Raw genomic sequence first — 21,539 nt, 5'->3', positions numbered from 1 at the left:
ATCATGAGAAGGGGGATGACTTCATGCAAGTTGTTGAAAAAGCATTTGGCTATATTACGAGAGAGCATGAGGGTCAGTTACAAGTGCTAGTATTTGAGCAAAATACAGAAGGAGCAGGGATTCAAATTCCGAAAGGCACGGTAGAGGAAGAGGAAACACCGCTAGAAGCAGTAACTCGGGAAATGTTTGAGGAGACGGGGTTAGACTATTTAGTAGTGAAGGGGTTAATTGCCCAAGATTATTTTAATCATCATTCAGGGGTATTACAAAAGCGTTATTTTTATCATTTAACGGCAAATGAAAAACGAGATTCGTGGAAGCATTGTCCGACAGGTGTAAACGAGGCAGACTTAGAATTTTCATTTTACTGGATATCAGATGAACAAGAAGTAACGCTAGCGAAGGGACATGGAGATTATTTATATCGAGTACTAGCTCGTGTGAACAATTGAATCATCTAGAAGGTCATAAATAAAACGCGTTTCCAAATTTGGGAAACGCGTTTGTTTTATTATTTCTTTGCGGCAACCTCTAATGCTTGAGCGAAATCCGCGATCAGATCGTCAACATGCTCAAGCCCTACTGAGAAACGTAATAAACCATCAGTAATACCACGTTTTGCACGTTCCTCAGGCTCCATTGCTGCATGACTCATTTTAGCAGGGTAGGATAAAATCGATTCTACGCCACCTAGAGAGACGGCGAACACCGGAATTTTCATCGCTTCTACAAGTGCTTTTGCAGCTTCATAGTTTGGGAGGCGGAAGGATAATACTGCACCTGTACTAGTTGACTGATTTTGATGAATCTCATAACCAGGATGTGATGCAAGCCCAGGGTAGTATACTTGCTCGACAAGAGCATTTGTGTCTAAAAACTCCGCAATCTTTTGTGCCGATTGAGTAGATCGACTAAAACGCACATCTGTTGTTTTCATGTTTTGCAATAAAGTAAAGCAGTCCTGTACACCTAATATATTGCCGAATGAATTTTGGATAAAGTAAAGGTCCTGACCAATCTTTTCATCAGCAGTGACTGTTAATCCTGCAATAATATCGGAATGCCCAGATAAAAACTTTGTAGCACTATGAATAACAACATCGACACCTAGCTCTAGTGGGCGTTGGTGTAAAGGTGTCATAAAAGTATTATCTAAAAACGTAAAGCAATTATGCTGCTTGGCAAGTGCTACTACTCCACGGATATCTGTGATGCCAAGTGTTGGATTCGACGGTGTTTCCATATAGAGAAGCTTTGTAGCTGGTGTAATGGCAGCTTCTACCGCCGCTAAATCTGTGAAATCGACGAAAGTATGTGAAATACCGAAGCGTGGTAAGACTTTTGAGACGAAGCGGTAAGTTCCTCCATAAACATCCTCTGTAATAACTATATGATCACCCTGAGATAATAGCATTAATGCTGCAGATACTGCGGCAATTCCAGAAGAATATGCATGGGCTCTGACCCCACCTTCAAGCTCTGCTACTGCTTTTTCTAATGCATCCCGCGTAGGGTTGCCAGAACGTGCATAATCATATTCGCCGAATTCATCGATACGCTCCTGATGGAAAGTAGATGATAAATACATAGGCACATTGACTGCACCTTTTTTATTTTCATAGCCGTCACGAACACCTGCGTGAATTAAACTTGTTTCAATATGCTGCTTCATCATTAAGCCTCTTTTCTAAGGGTATCGAATACTTGTTTTAAATCCGCAATTAAATCTTCAGCTTCTTCAACGCCAATAGAGAAGCGAAGTAATCGGTCGCAAACTCCACGTTCAATACGTTCTTCATAAGGCATATCCGCATGTGTTTGAGTAGCAGGATATGTAATAAAGCTTTCAACACCACCAAGACTTTCAGCGAATGTAATTAACTTCAAGTTTCGAAGGAATGGGTCAATCCACTCGGCTTTTTTCAAGCGGAATGAAAGCATACCACCTTTTCCTGTGTAGAGCACGTCTGTTACAAGCTCTTCTTCCTCTAAATAGGCAGCAATTGCTTTTGCGTTTGCATCGTGCTGCTTTAATCGAAGATGCAATGTTTTTAATCCACGAATAAGTAACCAGGAATCCATCGGACCTAATACCATACCGCTACCATTGTGAATAAAGCCAATGCGTTCTGCTAATTCAGCACCCTTAGCGACGACTAAACCAGCTAACACATCATTATGACCGCCAATATATTTAGTTGCTGAATGAATGACAATGTCTGCACCTAATTCGATTGGACGTTGGAAATAAGGTGTATAGAACGTGTTATCGACAATTAACCATGCCCCATGCTTGTGAGCTAATTCCGCATATAATTTCAAATCAAATTCCTGCATAAGCGGATTTGTCGGCGTTTCAATGAATAGGGCACGCGTATTGTCGGTGATTAATGCTTCTACCTGCTCAACCGATTCGAATTTTGAGTAGACAGGCTTAATATTATATGTTTCTTCAAAGAAATTAAAAAGTCGATATGTACCACCATATAAATCATCAGGCACCACTAATTCATCACCAGGCTTAAACAATGATAAAACTAATTGAATCGCCGCCATACCAGAGCTACAGGCAAAGCCCATATCTCCGCCCTCTAAATCCGCAATTCCGGCTTCTAATAGTGCACGAGTTGGATTTTTTGTTCGTGTGTAATCAAAACCAGTGGATTCACCGATACCTGTATGTTTGTAAGCTGTCGATAAATGGATTGGTGGGTTAACAGCACCTGTTAAAGGATCACTTAAATTGCCAAGTTGTACAAGTTTTGTTTCAATACTTCTGCTGTTTGTCATGTCGTCACTCTTTTCTTCATCATAATAATGGGGAGTCAAAATATCTAAAAGATTAGAACTTCTTGTCCCAATATTCTCAATAATAGTTACCAATTTAACATGTATACTAAAGAAGAACAAGATAATTTCAGAAAATTAGAGAGATTATTTAAATTTAATCATCTAGGAATAGTAGGAGATAAGTGAGGGAGGAAAATAAAATGAAAAATTGGTTAGTGATAGGTGGGACAGGAATGCTAAAGGATGTTTCTTTATGGCTTATACAGCAAGGTAATTATGTAACCGTTATCGGTAGACAACAAAAGAAAATGCAAAATTTGATAGATGAAGTTAAAAATGATTCGAAATTATCACCTATATTAGTTGATTATACGAATTACAATCACTTTAAATTGGCATTAACAGAGTCTCAGCAAAAAAATAGAACATTTGATTATATTATTGCTTGGGTTCATGGTTCTGATAAAAGAGTTTGGGAGTCACTGTTAGAAGCGATTCCTACTACAAAAAATATAATTTTATACCATATAAAAGGAAGTAGCTCTTTCATAAAAAATGACGGTATCAAAAGTTATTTACTTCCTAATATAGTTTATCGAGAAGTGCAACTTGGATTTGTCATAGAAAAGAACAACTCTTCAAGATGGCTAACAAATAGTGAAATTGCACAAGGAATTATTGATGCAATAAAACAAGAAATACCGGAAAAACATGTGGGAGTATTTGAACCATGGAATTTGCGTCCATAAATAAATCTCTTCAATAAAAAAGAATCTGCCCATTACCTCGGCTTATCCGTGGTAATGGGCAGATTTTTTTGAATATGGTTTAAGCTTGTTCTTTTTTTAATAAATCTCGAATTTCTTTTAGAAGCTCTTCTTTAGAATCTAATTCTGGTGCTGGTTCTTCCACAACAGCCTCTTCTTTTTTACGAGATAGTTTGGTCATAATTCGTAATGCCATGAAAATTGCAAAGGCGATAATTAAAAAGTCAAGAATCGACTGTAAAAATACGCCTAACTGAATTTGCGCATCACCTGAACCATACTTAAAGCTTTTTGTTAAATCAATACCACCAGTTAAGATACCGACTAATGGCATAATGATATTTTCAACTAAGGAGGTAACAATTTTACCGAAAGCACCACCGATTACTACTGCCACTGCTAGATCGACAATATTGCCTTTCATAGCAAACTCTTTAAAGTCTTTCCACAAAACAAATTCCTCCCTGTAATTATCCATAAAATTAATCGAATTATATTTTACTATATTTTTCCCTATCTTTTCAACTACTAAAATAGTGGTAATTATATTCAGAAAAATCTACTACAAATAACGGTAATTTTGGTAAAATAGAAATAGTATTAGAGAGATTAGGTGTGACATATGGCGAATAAAAAGAAGAAAAACCAACCGAAGCTATCGCCTTCCGTTCAATTAGGCATGATAGCTTTACTAATACCAATTGCGATAACTGTTTGTGTTTTCGCCTTTTTTGCATGGAAGGAGCTACAAACATTAACTATATTTGAAAAATTAGCAAAGCAAAAAGAACTAGAAGAAATTCAACAAAATTTCGATATGAACATTCCTGAGCAATATATTCCCATCTATGTAGCAGCGGAAGAGAAATACGGTGTGCCTTGGACGTTGCTTGCCGCCCATCATCGAGTTGAAACACGATTTTCCTCAATGAGTTCGCTCGTTTCACCAGCTGGGGCAGAAGGACATTTACAATTTATGCCTTGTACATTTGTCGGATGGAAACATTCATCCTGCTCGGGGTTAGGAAAAGGGGATATATCGAAGACTGAATTAATGAATCCAGAAATCATTCAAAAATATGGTGGATACGGAGTAGATGCAAATGGAGATGGAATAGCAGATCCTTATGATATTGAGGACGCTATATTTAGTGCCGCGAATTATTTATCGAAAAATGGTGCAGTAGATGGTCATATTCGGCAGGCGGTCTATACATACAATCACAGTGATGAATATGTTAATAAGGTGTTACATTATTTTAATTTATATAATGATTATCATGATGAGCTAAAAGAAGTAGTCCTATATAAAGAAAAGTAAACTACTTTATGGGTGCAATGACAGAAGATACATCTTTGTTGATCTTCGTTATGGCTTGGCCCCAAGCGACTTATCAGATGCCACCGGGAAGCTTTGCTCTGCGCGAAAGTGAAGCGACAGCAACAAATGTTTTAACTGTGCGAAAGCGAAGCGACAGCAACAAATGTTTTAACTGTGCGAAAGCGAAGCGACAGCAACAACTAAGCGCACAGCCGGAGCGGAAATCAATCTTCCGTTTTGCCGAAGAGCCATTTAATTTTTATGTATGGACACAATTTTTTTACAACAAGTAAAGAGCCATCAAAAATGATGGCTCTTTATTACATATTTAGGTTGCTTTACGCATACCTTTTAAAATAAGGCTTACGATAAAGATCAGCACGACAGCACCAATCAATGCTGGGAATACGTAAAAATTACTAACTCGCCAACCCCAGTTGCCAAGAACCATACTACCGATCCACGAACCGACAACCCCAGCAACAATATTTCCAATAATGCCGCCAGGTACATCTTTACCTAAAATTACGCCAGCTAACCAACCTAATACTCCGCCGATGATTAAATACCAAATGAAGCTAATCATTTTTTTCATCTCCTTAAACTAAGATATAATGGCGATTGCTTAGTTATGCCCTGAATGGAGTATATTAAACGCGCCTCGCTTCTTTAGTAATTATTACAAATTCACAAAAAGGTTTTATTAATATTTAGCTTATGCTGATACCTCACTTTTGTGAAAGAAACATCTGTAAGTGTTTTTTCTATAGCGAAGAAACTACATTACGTCAACGCGAAATGGATTACTTAATAACAGTTGCACCTAATGTGTGCTCAAAATGACGCAATGCCCATTCATGACCTGCAGCATCAAAACTTGCAACACCATCTGCATAAATGATCGTTGATATGCCCAAATTATAAGCATCAACCGCAGTGTGTAAAATACAAATATCAGTACAAACACCAACTAAATGAATTTCTTTAATCCCTCGCTCATTCAATAAAATCGATAAATTAGTTCCTGCAAATGCGCTATAACGCGTTTTATCGAGCCACATCACTTTATCTTTGTGAAGGTTATACAGTTCCCCAACTTGCCCGAATAAATGGCGTCCTTTAGTGTCGCGAATATTATGAGGAGGAAAGAGTTTGGTTTCAGGGTGGAATGGGTCATCTTCCTCATGTAAATCATTTGCAAAAACAACAAATTCTTTTTCAGCAATAAATTGGTGAATTAAAGAAGAAATTTTTTGATCTAGTGCTTGACCGGGCTCTCCACATGTTAGTTTTCCATCAGAAGCGACAAAATCATACGTATAATCAATTACTAATAAAGCCTTTTTCAACCTTTTCACACTCCTTATAGGTATAATTTCACTTATTATCATGCCATATTTGGGTCTGTTTGTCAGAAAAATGAATAAAATTTAATGTTAAGAATAGTTTGAAAATTGATTTTTCTGAGCGTATAATGTGAAAAAAGGAGAGTGGTCTATATGAATATGACAGCTATGAAACGTTTAAATCGCCAAGGATTTCTTATTGCAGGCTTGCATCTGCTAGTTTTATTAAATTTAGCAGCGGATTTTATATTCTCCTCGTAATCTCTTAAAAAATAGAAAGGTGAGTTAAATGCTTGTCCATTATTAAAACAACCGTGAAGGCATATTTTATTACATGTCCACGGTTGTTTTTTATTTGTCCTCATAGAATTTGCATAGAATTAAAAGGAATTTCTACGGTAAATGTCAAAGACAAAATACAAACAAAGGAGGGGTAGGATGACCACTAGATTTGATCGAGCGTTCCATGAACTAGAGCGTCCTTTTGCTTGGGTGGACTTTGATGCACTGGATCACAATATAGCGACTGTATATGACTTCTGTGGGCAGAAAAATATACGTGTTGCTACGAAATCGATTCGTTCTGTCGAGATATTACGCTATATACAAAATAATCTCCCCAATGTGAAGGGATTTATGACGTTTACTGCGGCAGAAACAATATTTTTACTTCAACAGCATTTTGATGATTTATTGCTAGGATATCCGGTGATGGAAGAGGCTGCTGTACGTCAGTTATTGCACTTCGTAAAGGCAGAAAAAACTGTCACATTTATGGTCGATAGGTTAGAACATGTTCGATTTTTGGCAGAACTAGGGCGAGAGCTAGGCGTTCGTGTGCGAGTATGTATTGATATTAATGTATCCACGGATTTTAAGATGCTTTATTTTGGTACAAAACGCTCTTCGCTTCATTCACTTGAGTCACTAACACCATTCCTCGAATATATTAAAAATCAGGCTTTTATTGAGGTAGTTGGAGCGATGGGTTACGAGGCCCAAATTGCAGGAGTTGGTAATCGTCCAGCTAATGCTGTGAAAGGAAAATTGATTGAAGTTATGCAATTGCAAGCTAAAAAGCAAGTTACTCAGTTTCGTAGATTAGCCATTGCGCATATAAAAGCATATTTTCCAAGTTTGCACTTTGTAAATGGTGGTGGTTCGGGAAGTATGGCATACACAGCACAACAAAAGGAGGTAACAGAAATTACGGTTGGCTCTGCATTTTATGCACCTGCCTTATTCGACCAATTTACGCATCTACAGCTGGAAAAGGCAGCTGGATTTGCTTTAAGTGTCACAAGAAAGCCGGAAAAAAATATTGTTGTTTGTCACGGCGGAGGCTATACGGCGTCAGGAGCAATTAGTGCTGATCGCTTACCGGTATTCTATGACCCAACCTTTTTTTCATATCTTAACCTAGAAGGCGCAGGAGAAGTTCAGACACCCGTTAAGGTAAAACAGAAAAATGTTCATGTTGGGGACACGCTTTATTTCCGACATGCGAAGGCTGGAGAACTTTGCGAAAGATTTCAAGAACTACATGGAGTTAGAGGGGACAAGTATGTAGGAGCTTATACAACCTATAGGGGGGATGGACAATGTTTTCTATAGATAAATGGAAAAATGGTGAGGAGTGGACAAACTGGGCAGGTAATGTAATCTCTTATCCATCTGAGATGTACTTACCTCGTTCTATTGAAGAGGTTACAAATATTGTGGGGCATGCACGTGAATTTGGAAAAACGATTCGTGTCACAGGTGCAGCTCACTCCTTTAGCGCTGTTGCGATGCCTGAGCATATAGCATTGTCTTTACATAATATGCGTGGGCTTATAGCGGTGAATGAAGAGAAGCAAGAGGCGACACTTTGGGCAGGGACTTATTTATATGAAATAGGCCCATTGCTTGCGAAACATGGCTTTGCTCTAATAAATATGGGCGATATTCAAGAGCAAACGATTGCGGGTGCAGTGTCAACTGGTACCCATGGAACGGGCGTAACACTCGGGTCGTTATCCTCAGCTGTAACAAAATGGGGATTTGTAGATGGTACAGGTACTTATAGGGAGCATATGAGAGGAATGGATGATTTATCTGAAGCTTTACATGTTTCATTAGGTATGCTTGGTGTGCTTGTTAAAGTGACGATCAAAGTAATTCCTCTTTACAGTTTACATTATGTAAGCACAAGAGATACTTTAGCAAATGGGCTGGCGAAATTTGCTGAAGATATTCGACGGCATCGACATGTTGAGTGGTTTTATTTCCCTAGTAGCGAAACAATTCAAGTAAAGCGTATGAACGCTATAGCGCCTGTTTATCAGAGTGAATGGAGTAAAAGAATTGAAACATTGAAACTTCAAATAGTAGAGAACGGTGCTTTTTTTGCTATGTCCGAACTTTGTAAATGGAAGCCATCGTTTAGTGGTGCTATGAGTAAGTTAGCGGCAGCAAATGTTGTAGAAGGGGAGAAAATGGGGATAAGCTATGAAATTTATCCGTCTCCACGTAGCGTAAAGTTCCAAGAAAGTGAATATGCTATTCCATTAACGCAATTTGAGTCATGTATGGAGGAAATCCATGCAACTTTTAATAGTGGAATTTTTAATGTGCATTTTCCGTTAGAATGTCGGACGACAGCAGGTGAAGCAGGTTTTTTAAGTCCAACCCAAGGTCGAGAAACAGCGTTTATTGCCTTTCATATGTATAAAGGAATGCAGGAAGGTCCTTATTTTGAATGGGTCCATACGATGATGAAGAAATATAAGGGACGACCACATTGGGGCAAACTAAATCATTTAACTGCTAATTATGTATACGAGCTATACCCGGATGTTGAAAAATTTTTAGCCATTCGAAGTCAATGTGATCCTGATAATGTGTTTTTGACAGGGTACTTAAGAAAATTATTTACATTATAAGCGCTATTTCTTTAATTGCAGTTCATCTCTTTTGAAAGATTAAGCGAAAGTATTGAAAGATTATTGAAAAAATTAAAATTTGAACGAAATGTCAAAATATTCACAGAAGCGAGATAAAAACGACAATTAGTCAGCATGAAAACGATTTCAAATTTTGTAGATTTTTTAAATTGTTTAGACAATTCAAAAAATACTGTTGACGAGACCTTTTTTTCGTACTATGATAACAACAATTTAACAAGTTCGTTACAGCAGTTAGTTGTCTTAGGCGATTAACATATACGCAAAAATAAAATAGACAGAACATTTCGTATATAGCAACGAACATAGCAATAAATGAGGGGCGTTTAAAATGAGAAGTGACATGATTAAAGTAGGCGTAGATCGTGCGCCACATCGAAGTCTTTTATATGCAACAGGCAAAGTAAAAGCGAAAGATTTAGGCAAGCCATTTATCGGGGTTTGTAATTCTTATATCGACATTATACCAGGTCACGTTCATTTACGTACATTTGCTGATGTTGTCAAAGAGGCCATTATTGAAGCGGGTGGAATTCCATTCGAATTTAACACAATCGGTGTAGATGATGGTATTGCAATGGGGCACATTGGTATGCGTTACTCGTTACCAAGCCGTGAAATTATCGCAGACTCTGCTGAAACAGTTATTAATGCACACTGGTTTGATGGCGTATTTTATATTCCTAACTGTGACAAAATCACACCGGGGATGTTAATGGCAGCAGTTCGTACTAACGTACCATCAATTTTCGTATCTGGTGGTCCAATGGAGGCAGGTACTTCTGCTACTGGTAAGCAACTTTCATTAACTTCAGTTTTTGAAGGTGTAGGAGCTCTTAAATCAGGCAAAATGTCATCTGAAGAGCTGTTAGATATTGAAAACAATGCATGCCCAACATGTGGTTCATGTTCAGGAATGTTTACTGCAAACTCTATGAACTGCTTAATGGAAATGCTAGGAGTAGCTTTACCTGGTAATGGAACAATCGTAGCGACTTCTGATGAGCGCCATAAGCTTATTAAAGAAGCAGCTAAACAATTAGTCCGTATGGTTAAAGAGGACATTAAGCCTCGAGACATTATTACTAAAGAAGCAATTGATGATGCATTTGCACTTGATATGGCGATGGGTGGTTCGACAAATACAGTCCTTCATACATTAGCAATCGCCAATGAAGCTGAAATCGATTATAACATTGAAGATATTAATAAAGTAGCAGAGCGTGTACCGTATCTAGCGAAAATTATGCCTGCTTCAGATATTTCAATGGATGATATAAATAAAGCAGGTGGCGTTAGTGCCATTATTAATGAATTAGTATCTATTCCGGGTGCTATTCACCCAAATCGACAAACTGTTGCAGGAGTAACAATTGGCGAACTTGTAGAGGATTATCACATTACAAATGATGAAGTTATTCGTACGAAAGATAATCCTTATAGCCCAGTTGGTGGTTTATCAGTTTTATTTGGTAATATCGCGCCAGACGGTTCAGTTATTAAAGTAGGCGCTGTAGACCCTTCTATCAAAGTATTCAAAGGTGAAGCAATCGTCTTTGATTCACAAGATGCAGCACAGGAAAATATTGATAACGGAACGGTAAAAGAGGGTCATGTAGTCGTCATTCGCTATGAAGGACCAAAAGGTGGCCCTGGGATGCCTGAAATGCTAGCACCAACCTCTGCAATTCAAGGTCGCGGTCTTGGTACAAAGGTTGCGTTAATTACGGATGGACGTTTCTCCGGTGCATCTCGCGGTATTTCAATCGGACATATTTCACCAGAGGCAGCAGAAGGCGGTCCTATCGCTTTAGTAGAGAATGGCGATGTGATCACAATTGATCTACCAAATCGTACGATCAATTTAGAAGTTTCAGATGAAGTATTAGCGGAGCGCCGTGCAAAATTACCGGTATTTGAACCGAAAATTAAGCGTGGTTGGCTAGCAAGATATTCAAAATTAGTAACAAACGCCTCTACAGGTGGAGTAATGAAAATTTAAAAAGGTAAAACGTTGATGAGGTTAAAGGTTCTAGAGCCTTGTATCTACCAGAGAGCCGGTCGTGCTGGAAGCCGGCGATACAACTAGATCCGACATCCCCTCGGAGTGAGCTATTAAACGCGTGTACGCAATTAGATAGCTCCGGGCATAATCGAAAGTGCTCGTTATTAATGAATAAATGATTTATGACATCGTTTTGGATGCGAGTGATTTCGCATAGGTGCATAAATACTTACATTTATTCGCGAGGTAGCAATTATTTGCTATAAACAAGGGTGGTACCATGGAAAGTCTTTTTCATCCCTACGCAAGGTAGTTCTTTGCGTGTGGAGAAAAAGGCTTTTTATTTTTTTAACGACGTTTGAAAGAGTCTGTTACCTCTTTTCAATGGGAGAACCAGCTAGTAACACTTCAATGATGCGCATTACTGATATGTGAAATTGAATGATAAGAAGGAGGCATATTTGATGAGTACGAATGTTTCTATCAATGAAAAAGAAGAATTAGCAACATCAGCAAAAGCTGAACAAACCTATCAAGCGAAAGATGGTGCTGACGTATTAGTGCAGGCACTACATGAACAAGGTGTTGAAATTATTTTTGGTTACCCAGGTGGAGCGGTACTACCAATTTATGATGCCATTTATAAAAATCCGATTCGTCATATTTTAACTAGACATGAACAGGGTGCAATTCATGCAGCGGAAGGTTATGCACGTGTTTCCAATAAACCGGGTGTTGTTATTGCAACTAGTGGACCGGGGGCAACGAACTTAGTAACTGGTATTGCTGATGCAATGATTGATTCTATTCCATTAGTTGTTTTCACAGGTCAAGTTTCAACGGCTGTAATTGGTACAGATGCTTTCCAAGAAGCGGATATTATGGGGATTACGACACCAATTACGAAGCACAATTATCAGGTGCAGGATGTTAATGATATCCCGCGTATTGTTAAAGAGGCATTCCATATTGCGAGTACTGGTCGAAAGGGTCCTGTTGTAGTTGATTTTCCGAAAAATGTGTCTCAAATGCTATTTGATGTAGAGACCCCACCACAGGCCCCTGATGAAATATATTTACCAGGTTATCAACCAACGTACAAACCAAATTATTTACAAATTCAAAAGGCTATACAGGCGATTTCATTGGCCAAAAAACCAGTTATTTTAGCTGGTGCTGGTGTTCTCTTCGCAGATGCCAAAGAAGAGTTAACAGCATTCGCTGAAAAATACCAAATTCCGGTAGCAAACACTTTGCTAGGACTTGGTTCAATCCATGGAGAGCATGAATTATTCATCGGCATGGCAGGAATGCATGGAACCGTAACAGCCAATACAGCTATTACAAAGTCAGACTTATTGTTGAATATCGGAGCTCGCTTTGATGATCGTTTAACTGGTAATTTGGCGACATTTGCTCCAAATGCGACAATCGTACACATCGATATTGATCCAGCGGAAATTGGAAAAAACGTGCCAACAGACATCCCAATCGTTTCAGATGCTAAAGAAGCTTTAAAAGCATTATTGAAAAAAGACTTCGATGGTCCGGATACAGCAGAATGGCTAACATTCTTAAATAATCATACAAAGGAATATCCATTATGGTACAGCAAGGAGCCGGGGGACAAAGAAGTATTACCGCAGGAAGCATTAGAGCTTGTGCATAAAATTACTGAAGGTGATGCAATTGTCACGACAGATGTTGGGCAGCATCAAATGTGGGCTGCACAATATTATCGATTAAACAATGATCATGGATGGGTAACGTCTGGTGGACTTGGTACGATGGGCTTCGGCTTCCCAGCTGCAATTGGCGCCCAGTTTGCGAAGCCAGACAAAAAAGTTGTTTCCATTGTAGGTGATGCAGGATTCCAAATGACTGCGCAAGAGCTTTCTATCCTGCAAGAATTCAACTTACCGGTAAAAATCGTGATTTTAAATAACAGCTGTTTAGGAATGGTACGCCAATGGCAAGAAACATTTTATGAAGAGCGTTATTCATCCTCACTTATGCCGATTCAACCAGATTTTGTTAAATTAGCCGATGCATATAATTTGAAGGGCTATCGAATTAACACAATCGATGAAGCAGAGAGTATTTTCCGCGAGGCACTACTTTCTGATGAGCCAGCGTTAATTGATTGTCGTGTAAAACAACTTCAATGTGTTTACCCAATGGTAGCACCAGGCAAAGGCTTACATGAAATGATTGGGGTGAAAAAGAATTGAAACGAGTAATTACAGTAACAGTGATTAACCAAAGCGGTGTTTTAAACCGTGTAACAGGTTTACTTATGAAGCGCCAATTCAATATTGAATCAATCACAGTTGGTCATACTGAACAGCCAAACTTTTCGAAAATGACTTTTGTTGTAAACGTAGAGGATGAGCGTAAAATTGAACAGCTAGTGAAGCAATTATCAAAGCAAATTGATGTGTTAAAGGTCAATGACATAACAGATAAATCAATCGTGCTACGCGAGTTAGCGCTTGTAAAGGTAATTTCACCACCAAATTTACGTCTGGAAATGAATTCAATTGTTGAACCATTCCGTCCACAAATTATTGATACGGCGAAAAACGTTGTCACCTATCAAGTTGTAGGAGATCCAGATAAGATTGATGCCTTTATTGAACTTATTCGACCTTATGGTATTAAAGAATTAACGCGTACAGGGGCTACTGCATCTGTTCGTGAAACACAAAGAATCTCAAATTCGCAGCTCTCTATTTTAAAATAGTTTGCATATAAAATGGATAGCTTTGGATACATAGCCCTTAGTGGTTTACTGGCATCCGAAGTTTAAAAAAACAAACCAAAAATTAGGAGGAAACAACAATGGCTACTATGTATTATGATCAAAACATCAACGAGGAAGTATTAAAAGGGAAAAAAATCGCAATCATCGGTTATGGTTCACAAGGTCATGCACATGCCCTAAATCTTAAAGAATCAGGATTCGATGTAGTAGTAGGAGTTCGTCCAGGTGGATCTTTCGATGCAGCAAAAGCGGATGGAGTAGATGTAAAGACTGTTGCTGAAGCAGCGCAAGAAGCAGATGTTATCCAAATTTTACTTCCGGATGAGCGTCAAAAAGCTGTATATGAGGCTGAAATCGCTCCACATCTTGAAGCAGGTAAAGCACTTATGTTTGCACACGGCTTCAACATTCACTTCGGTCAAATTACACCACCAGCAGATGTGGACGTATTCTTAGTTGCACCGAAAGGTCCAGGACACTTAGTTCGTCGTCAGTTCCAAGAAGGTGCTGGTGTACCAGGCTTATTCGCAATCCATCAAGATGCAACTGGTCAAGCAAAAGATTTAGCTCTAGCTTACGGTAAAGGAATCGGCGCAGCTCGTGGTGGTTTACTTGAAACATCATTCAAAGAAGAAACTGAAACTGATTTATTCGGTGAGCAAGCAGTACTTTGCGGTGGCGCTACACAATTAGTAAGAGCAGGTTTTGAAACATTAGTAGAAGCAGGCTACCAACCAGAGTTAGCATACTTTGAAACTCTTCACGAACTAAAATTAATTGTTGACTTAATGTTTGAAGGTGGTATGGCAACAATGCGTTACTCAGTATCAGATACAGCTGAGTGGGGTGACTATGTTGCAGGACCACGTATTATCGACGACTCCGTAAAAGCTCGTATGAAAGATGTTTTAACAGATATCCAAGATGGCACATTCGCTCGTCGTTGGATTCAAGAAAACGAAAATGGTCGTCCAGATTATACAAAATTCAAAGAAGCTGGTGCAAATCACCAAATCGAAGAAGTTGGTGCTAAATTACGTGCTATGATGCCATTCATCAATGAAGGTAAAGAAAAAGTTGTGAGAGAAGTGGCTACAAGCGCGAAAAATTAATATTTTCGATACAACACAAATTGCCAAGTAACAGGAGCGCCTAGGAGTGACAATTAGTGAAGCAGGTTTTCCTGCTTCGTCACCCGGTGGTTTTGATGCGGTACATCGTATTGTAGGAACAGTAAAAAACTCTACTGTAACAGGATTAGACCGCTGTGTATAAAAGATATCGACACAACTTGGGAAGCGATCGGCAAAAGCTTATTTAAATGCCATTAACCGTCATTTGATACAAGCAAACCTTCGTGCACAGCCTGTAAGTTAATCGATTTTCAAGACTCTGTGTAAATGTCGCAAGTTTTGATGGTAGTGAATGGAATCAGCATAATGCGCATTCCAAACGCAATTATGCCAATAACGTGTAGTCGTAATATTGATGACCTCACCTATAAAAATTGGTGAGAGTATTACTAAAATAGCGTAGTCAACGCTATACAAAGAAAGGTGTTTTGACGATGGAGAAAAAAATTACAGTACTTCCTGGTGACGGAATTGGGCCAGAGGTTGTTGCTTCTGCTGTACGTGTATTACAGGTGATTGGTAAGCGATTCAACCATACATTCCATTTAGGTTATGCAACAATCGGAGGCGCTGCCATCGACCAACACAATAATCCACTACCAGATGAAACAATTGAGATGTGCGAAAACAGTGATGCAGTTTTACTTGGAGCGGTAGGTGGTCCGAAATGGGATAATAATCCTCCTGAATTACGTCCAGAAAAAGGATTACTACGTATTCGCAAACATTTTGACTTATTCGCAAATCTTCGTCCAGTAAAGGCGTTCCCGAGTTTACTAGATGCTTCCCCATTAAAGCGTGAAGTAGCTGAAAATGTCGATTTAATAATTGTACGTGAATTAACAGGCGGCGTATACTTCGGGGAACCACGTATGCGTACTGAAAATGGCGCGATTGATACAACGGTTTACTCAACTGCAGAAGTTGAGCGTATCGTTGAAAATGCCTTTGAATTAGCACGTTTACGTGGAGGCAAATTATGCTCTGTTGATAAAGCAAATGTACTTGAAACAAGTCGTTTATGGCGCGAAGTAGTAGAAGCGAAGAAAAAGGATTATCCAGATGTGCATGTAGAGCATAATTTAGTTGACTCAGTTGCTATGAAATTAATTACAAATCCTAGTCAATATGATGTGGTAGTTACTGAAAATATGTTTGGAGATATTTTAAGTGATGAAGCATCTGTTATTACAGGCTCTTTAGGCGTACTACCTTCAGCGTCCATTCGCGGAGATAATTTTGGTCTATATGAACCAGTACATGGCTCAGCACCAGAAATTGCAGGTCAAGGTGTAGCTAATCCAGCAGCAACAATTCTTTCGGTGGCTATGATGCTACAATATTCATTTGGCTTAAAAGAAGAAGCAGCAGAAATTGAACGTGCTGTGAGTGCAGTATTTGATGATGGTTATTTCACTGCAGATCTTGCAAGTGACGGCGCTCGTATAATGTCGACAAATGAATGGACAGATAAAGTAATTAACGAAATAGATACAAGCTTTGTTTCAGAAAGCATTATGACAACATACATTTAAGAAATGAGTGAAGATAATGGGAAAAAATATAATTGAAAAGATTTGGGATAAACATGTCGTTTATCAGGAAGAGGGCAAACCGGACCTGTTATATATTGATCTCCATTTAATTCATGAAGTCACTTCTCCGCAAGCTTTTGAAGGTCTACGTTTGAACGGACGTCAAGTGCGTCGTCCAGATTTAAGCTTTGCGACAATGGATCATAACGTGCCTACAAAAAATCTACCGACGATTCATGATCCAATTGCACGTAACCAAATTGAAACGTTAGCTAAAAATGCTGAAGAATTTGGCGTCGAGCTTGCAGGAATGGGGCACCCTGACCAAGGTATTGTTCACGTAATTGGACCTGAGCTAGGTTTAACTCAGCCTGGTAAAACGATTGTTTGTGGGGACTCTCATACGTCTACACATGGTGCGTTCGGAGCGATTGCCTTCGGTATTGGTACATCTGAGGTAGAGCATGTATTGTCAACACAAACCCTATGGCAAAACAAGCCAAAAACAATGGAAATTCGTGTGGAAGGTGAACTTCCTGTAGGTGTAGCTGCAAAAGATATTATTCTAGCGATTATTTCTAAGTTCGGGATTGGAGTAGGTACAGGACATATTGTAGAATTCACTGGAGAGGCTATCCACAAACTTTCTATGGAAGAACGGATGACAATTTGTAACATGTCGATTGAGGCGGGCGCAAAGGCAGGGTTAATTTCTCCTGACGAAACGACTGTTGATTATATCCGTGGACGTAAACATGCACCTCAAGGAGAAAAGTTTAAGGAAGCTGCAAATTATTGGTTAAGCTTAGCATCAGATGAAGATGCAACATATGATACAGTTCGAATCATTCAAGCACAAGACATAGAGCCAATCATCACTTGGGGAACGAATCCGTCAATGGGTTCAGGTGTGTCAAGCCATGTTCCAACACAAGCAGATTATGAGGATGAGTCAGATAGAGCGGCTCTTCGAAAAGCGCTTTCTTATATGGGCTTAGAGGAAGGTCAACCGTTAACTTCAATCGATATTCAACACGTATTTATCGGTTCCTGCACAAATTCACGCATAAGTGATTTACGTGCAGCAGCAGATGTCATCAAAGGGCGTAAGGTGCATGAAAATGTAACAGCGATTGTTGTACCTGGCTCCTATTCGACGAAACAACAAGCAGAAGCAGAAGGATTAGATAAAGTCTTTACAGATGCTGGCTTTGAATGGCGTGAGACAGGTTGCTCAATGTGTCTGGCGATGAATGATGATGTAGTACCAGCTGGTGAACGATGTGCATCAACATCAAACCGCAATTTTGAAGGACGCCAGGGAGCCGGTTCTCGTACACACTTAGTTTCACCGCCAATGGCAGCAGCGGCAGCAATTGCTGGTCATTTTGTGGATGTTCGTGAATTCGTAAAGGAAACTGTGTAAATTCCATTTACACGGAAAGGATGATTGCAAATGGAACCAATTAATATCGTAAAAAGTGTGATAACACCACTTGATCGTAAAAATGTCGATACAGACCAAATTATTTCGAAAGAGTTTTTAAAGCGTATTGAGCGTACAGGGTTTGGGCAGTATTTATTTTACCATTGGCGCTTCGAAGCAGATGGTAATGAAATAAAAGACTTTGTGTTAAACAAACCTGAATTCAAAAACTCTAAGATTTTAGTAGCACAAGATAACTTCGGCTGTGGTTCTTCTCGTGAACATGCACCGTGGGCAATATTAGATTACGGCTTCAATGTAGTGATTGCACCATCATTCGCAGATATTTTCCATAATAACTGCTTCAAAAATGGGATATTACCAATCAAACTGGCTGAAGCAGAGTGTGATGAAATTTTAGCAAAAGGCTTAGAAAAAACGTACACGATGGAAGTCAATTTGGAGGCACAAACAGTAACGGGTGAAGATGATGTAGTTTATAAATTTAACATCGACCCTTACTATAAAGAAACATTGCTGAATGGTTTGGATGAAATTGCTCTTACCTTTAAATACGAAGAACAAATCGCTGCTTATGAAGCAAATCGTATTGCATTTTAATAGCTGAAGGGATTTCCTTATGACTGAAGACAGACTTGTTGTCTTCAGTTTTTTTATTGCTTAATTTAGGAATTGTTCGGGTAGGAGTGGTAATGAAAAAAAGCTCTTTGACCGGTAAATGTCTAGACCTAATCACTTTCCATAATAAAAATACGTTATTTTAATTCGTCATTTATTTGTAAAAAATGTATAACGAATTGAAGCAATATTTTGATAATATATAAATAGGGTTATGGTAAATAAATGGAATGCTATCCGGTTTATTGATTCATCACTAAAGCGCGCAGTCCAAAACAGAGACAACTACATGTTTTAGTAATGAGCTAGTTTATATAAATGTTTACAGAAAAAACTCAAGTGAAAAATAAAGGGGGAGCAACATGAAAATCCTTCGAAAATACAGCTTGTTAATTGGGAGCTTAGGTTTTTCTAAATTAGGGGACTGGATTTATCTTGTAGCGCTCAATTTATTTGTATGGCATTTAACACAATCGCCTGCAGCGATGGCTGGAATCTTTATTGTCGGACCAGTTGCAAGAGTTTTAACAAGTTTGGTAGCTGGCTCTTTCATTGACCGTATGAATAAACGCAAGTTGATGATTACAACGGATATGATCAGAGGCTTGATCGTTTTTTGTATGCCGTTTATGGAATCTATTTGGCTCATCTATACGCTGTTATTTATAGTGAATATAGCAAGTAGCTTCTTTGGACCTAGTAGTACATATTATATTACGAAGTTTGTTCCTTCAGAAGATAGACAACGTTTTAACGCAATACTTGGCACGTTCAATTCAGGCTCGTTTTTAATAGGTCCAGCACTAGCAGGACTCCTCATCATTCTTTTTAATACGACAGTGACAATTTGGTTCAATAGCTTTACATTTTTTGTTTGTGCTTTGATTATTTCCTTTTTACCAGATGTAGATGATATGAAGGAAACTTCACGGCAACGTATTACGTGGCAACTATTAAAAAGTGACTATCAAGCTGTACTAGCTTTCATTCGCCAAAATGTATTTTTTATAACGATTTATTTCCTCTTTCAAAGTGCATTAATGATTGCATTTGCGCTTGATTCTCAAGAAGCCACTTTTATCAAGCATGATTTAGCTTTATCTGATAGTTTATATGGTGCCTTTGTGAGTAGTGCAGGAGCAGGAGCAATTTTCGGTGGGATAGTTGCCGCAAGCTTCGCCCAAAAATGGTCCACTCGATCATATATAGCTTTTGGTTTGTTTCTGACAATGCTGTTTTACACTGCCTTTTATGCCTCGACATCAAGTATTTTGGCATTTGTAAGTTTAGTTTTTCTAGGATTTTTTATGGCATTTAGTAATTCTGGTTATGAAACATTTTATCAGCAAAATGTACCGCCTGAAATAATGGGTAGATTCGGTAGTTTTGCGAATATATTTCAAAATATTTTGCAAATATCCTTAACCTTACTATTAGGACTATTTGCAGAATTATTTACACTTCAAATGACTGCAATTATTTTCGGTATTATTAGTATTTTATTTTCGATTTCATTATATTTTGTTCTATATTCTAAAAAAAACTATATCAGCTTAAAGGAGGAAATATTATGATTAGCTATTCGCTTCGTTGTATTTTTTGTAAGAAAACATTTGAGGTTGTAGAAGGATCAAAAAAATATAGATTGTATAAACAAAATATGGAAGGAAAATTTTCTTGTGAAGATTGTGATAGAAAAATTGAATTGGAGTCAAGGAAAGGTTTATTGGGAAAACTTTAAATTGAAGCTTGTGCTGAATTGGTGAACATCAATAAGAAGATTAGTACTCCACAATTTTCTAATGGTATGCCCTGTCTTTCTACGGATTTCTCAGTTAAAATGAAAAAATAAGATGGAAGGCAGGGTATAAAGATGATTACAGTTATCGGTAGCATAAATATGGATTTAGTTGTACAAATGGGGAATTTTCCAAAGCAGGGAGAAACGATCCTCGGTAAAGATTTTCAAACGATTCCAGGGGGAAAAGGGGCTAATCAGGCAATAGCTACGGCACGTCTTGGAAGTGAAGTCACAATGATCGGCTGTGTGGGCTCCGATAGTTTTGGTGAAACATTACGCACTGTTTTACAACAAGAGCATATTCAAACTGAAGCTATTACAAGTGTATCGGCACCTACTGGGATTGCAAATATTTTACTCTATAATAATGATAACCGTATCATTGTAGTACCTGGTGCTAATTATGAATTAAAGCCTACACAAATAGAGGCAGCGAAAGAAATCATACAAAAAAGTCAAATGGTCATTATGCAGCTAGAAATCCCAATGGAAACGACTGCGTATGCAATAAAACTTTGTAAAGAAGCAAATGTACCTGTTTTATTAAACCCAGCACCAGCGGCAAATTTTGATGTGCAATGGATGGAGGATATTACCTATATCACACCGAATGAAACGGAGTGTGCTGAAATTTTTGGAGATAATATAGAGCAGGTTTTAGAAAAATATCCTAATAAATTGATAATGACGCTAGGTAGTGATGGCGCACGCTATTATGATGGTGAATACCCTATTCATGTTCCGGGTTATATGACGAGAGCGGTAGATACAACAGGAGCAGGTGATACGTTTAACGGTGCACTCGCTTATGCTTTAGTTGAAGGGCAATCTTTAGATCAGGCAGTGTATTTTGCAAATATTGCTGCTTCGTTATCAGTGGAGAAATTCGGTGCACAAGGTGGTATGCCAACACTTGGAGCAGTTTATGCACGTATGGCTGGAGTTGAAGAATAAAGAGAAGATCAACTCAATACAAATATTTACTAATAATTATTATTTCTTTTAGTCTGAATGAGGAATAATATCTGCGATAGATGGTTTTGTAGAATAAGATTTTTTACCTATTT

Annotated in this window: 21 protein-coding genes; 16 read left to right on the top strand and 5 right to left on the bottom strand. The window is 38.4% G+C overall.

Annotated elements, in window-relative coordinates; all coding sequences use genetic code 11:
• Positions 1–23: 23 nt before the first annotated feature.
• Positions 24–452, top strand: coding sequence for an NUDIX hydrolase (locus ABNX05_RS20575; RefSeq protein WP_349661411.1), 429 nt, complete (start codon positions 24–26; stop codon positions 450–452).
• Between the two features lie 59 nt (positions 453–511).
• Here ABNX05_RS20575 and ABNX05_RS20570 read toward each other — a convergent pair whose 3' ends face one another.
• Together ABNX05_RS20570 and ABNX05_RS20565 are read right to left on the bottom strand one after the other, a co-directional pair.
• Positions 512–1,672: an aminotransferase class I/II-fold pyridoxal phosphate-dependent enzyme gene (locus tag ABNX05_RS20570; RefSeq protein WP_349661462.1), complete on the bottom strand. Its 1,161-nt coding sequence runs from the start codon at positions 1,670–1,672 to the stop codon at positions 512–514.
• A gap of 2 nt (positions 1,673–1,674) precedes the next feature.
• A complete protein-coding gene (locus ABNX05_RS20565) occupies positions 1,675–2,790 on the bottom strand; it encodes a methionine biosynthesis PLP-dependent protein (RefSeq protein ID WP_349661410.1) in 1,116 nt (371 codons plus the stop codon).
• A gap of 200 nt (positions 2,791–2,990) precedes the next feature.
• Between ABNX05_RS20565 and ABNX05_RS20560 the strand changes: the two genes are divergently transcribed.
• On the top strand, positions 2,991–3,539 hold the full coding sequence (locus ABNX05_RS20560; protein ID WP_349661409.1) for a Rossmann-fold NAD(P)-binding domain-containing protein: 549 nt from the start codon (positions 2,991–2,993) through the stop codon (positions 3,537–3,539).
• Between the two features lie 79 nt (positions 3,540–3,618).
• Here ABNX05_RS20560 and mscL read toward each other — a convergent pair whose 3' ends face one another.
• Positions 3,619–4,008, bottom strand: a complete 390-nt coding sequence (mscL, locus tag ABNX05_RS20555; RefSeq protein WP_349661408.1) for a large conductance mechanosensitive channel protein MscL — start codon at positions 4,006–4,008, stop codon at positions 3,619–3,621.
• A gap of 171 nt (positions 4,009–4,179) precedes the next feature.
• Between mscL and ABNX05_RS20550 the strand changes: the two genes are divergently transcribed.
• Positions 4,180–4,878 (top strand): lytic transglycosylase domain-containing protein, encoded by a 699-nt coding sequence (locus ABNX05_RS20550; RefSeq protein ID WP_349661407.1) that lies wholly within the window; start codon positions 4,180–4,182, stop codon positions 4,876–4,878.
• A gap of 17 nt (positions 4,879–4,895) precedes the next feature.
• On the top strand, positions 4,896–5,171 hold the full coding sequence (locus ABNX05_RS20545; RefSeq protein ID WP_349661406.1) for a hypothetical protein: 276 nt from the start codon (positions 4,896–4,898) through the stop codon (positions 5,169–5,171).
• Between the two features lie 35 nt (positions 5,172–5,206).
• On the opposite strand, the gene ABNX05_RS20540 is transcribed toward ABNX05_RS20545, so the two are convergent.
• Together ABNX05_RS20540 and ABNX05_RS20535 are read right to left on the bottom strand one after the other, a co-directional pair.
• The gene (locus tag ABNX05_RS20540) at positions 5,207–5,464 is read right to left on the bottom strand and encodes a GlsB/YeaQ/YmgE family stress response membrane protein (protein ID WP_079562065.1); all 258 of its coding nucleotides are present in this window, start codon (positions 5,462–5,464) and stop codon (positions 5,207–5,209) included.
• Between the two features lie 217 nt (positions 5,465–5,681).
• A complete protein-coding gene (locus ABNX05_RS20535) occupies positions 5,682–6,227 on the bottom strand; it encodes a cysteine hydrolase family protein (RefSeq protein WP_349661405.1) in 546 nt (181 codons plus the stop codon).
• A 435-nt stretch (positions 6,228–6,662) separates the two neighbouring features.
• Here ABNX05_RS20535 and ABNX05_RS20530 point away from each other — a divergent pair, with 435 nt between their 5' ends.
• From ABNX05_RS20530 to rbsK, 12 genes are all read left to right on the top strand, one after another.
• The gene (locus tag ABNX05_RS20530) at positions 6,663–7,838 is read left to right on the top strand and encodes an amino acid deaminase/aldolase (RefSeq protein WP_349661404.1); all 1,176 of its coding nucleotides are present in this window, start codon (positions 6,663–6,665) and stop codon (positions 7,836–7,838) included.
• Entirely contained in the window at positions 7,826–9,148 is a 1,323-nt protein-coding gene (locus tag ABNX05_RS20525) for a D-arabinono-1,4-lactone oxidase (protein WP_349661403.1), read from the top strand. The genes ABNX05_RS20530 and ABNX05_RS20525 overlap by 13 nt, the downstream gene beginning before the upstream one ends.
• Positions 9,149–9,500: 352 nt before the next feature.
• Positions 9,501–11,171, top strand: a complete 1,671-nt coding sequence (gene ilvD / locus ABNX05_RS20520; protein ID WP_349661402.1) for a dihydroxy-acid dehydratase — start codon at positions 9,501–9,503, stop codon at positions 11,169–11,171.
• A 467-nt stretch (positions 11,172–11,638) separates the two neighbouring features.
• Positions 11,639–13,405, top strand: coding sequence for a biosynthetic-type acetolactate synthase large subunit (gene ilvB, locus ABNX05_RS20515; protein ID WP_349661401.1), 1,767 nt, complete (start codon positions 11,639–11,641; stop codon positions 13,403–13,405).
• Positions 13,402–13,917: an acetolactate synthase small subunit gene (gene ilvN, locus ABNX05_RS20510; RefSeq protein ID WP_349661400.1), complete on the top strand. Its 516-nt coding sequence runs from the start codon at positions 13,402–13,404 to the stop codon at positions 13,915–13,917. Before ilvB ends, ilvN begins: the two co-directional genes overlap by 4 nt.
• 98 nt (positions 13,918–14,015) lie before the next feature.
• Entirely contained in the window at positions 14,016–15,050 is a 1,035-nt protein-coding gene (gene ilvC / locus ABNX05_RS20505; RefSeq protein ID WP_197144330.1) for a ketol-acid reductoisomerase, read from the top strand.
• A gap of 455 nt (positions 15,051–15,505) precedes the next feature.
• On the top strand, positions 15,506–16,606 hold the full coding sequence (leuB, locus tag ABNX05_RS20495) for a 3-isopropylmalate dehydrogenase (protein WP_349661399.1): 1,101 nt from the start codon (positions 15,506–15,508) through the stop codon (positions 16,604–16,606).
• 16 nt (positions 16,607–16,622) lie between these two features.
• A complete protein-coding gene (gene leuC / locus ABNX05_RS20490; protein ID WP_349661398.1) occupies positions 16,623–18,032 on the top strand; it encodes a 3-isopropylmalate dehydratase large subunit in 1,410 nt (469 codons plus the stop codon).
• A 30-nt stretch (positions 18,033–18,062) separates the two neighbouring features.
• Entirely contained in the window at positions 18,063–18,653 is a 591-nt protein-coding gene (gene leuD, locus ABNX05_RS20485) for a 3-isopropylmalate dehydratase small subunit (RefSeq protein ID WP_349661397.1), read from the top strand.
• A gap of 380 nt (positions 18,654–19,033) precedes the next feature.
• Complete coding sequence (locus ABNX05_RS20480; protein ID WP_349661396.1) at positions 19,034–20,245, top strand: MFS transporter; 1,212 nt, start codon at positions 19,034–19,036, stop codon at positions 20,243–20,245.
• Positions 20,242–20,412 carry a hypothetical protein gene (locus tag ABNX05_RS20475; protein ID WP_197144535.1) on the top strand — a complete coding sequence of 57 codons (171 nt, stop codon included), beginning with the start codon at positions 20,242–20,244 and terminating at the stop codon, positions 20,410–20,412. Before ABNX05_RS20480 ends, ABNX05_RS20475 begins: the two co-directional genes overlap by 4 nt.
• Positions 20,413–20,544: 132 nt before the next feature.
• Complete coding sequence (gene rbsK / locus ABNX05_RS20470) at positions 20,545–21,426, top strand: ribokinase (protein ID WP_349661395.1); 882 nt, start codon at positions 20,545–20,547, stop codon at positions 21,424–21,426.
• Positions 21,427–21,539: the final 113 nt, after the last annotated feature.

The sequence above is a fragment of the Lysinibacillus zambalensis genome (genome assembly GCF_040183165.1).
Lineage (GTDB): Bacteria > Bacillota > Bacilli > Bacillales_A > Planococcaceae > Lysinibacillus > Lysinibacillus zambalensis.
Note: the sequence above shows the minus strand (reverse complement) of the source record. Positions and strands in the feature narration are given on the sequence as shown.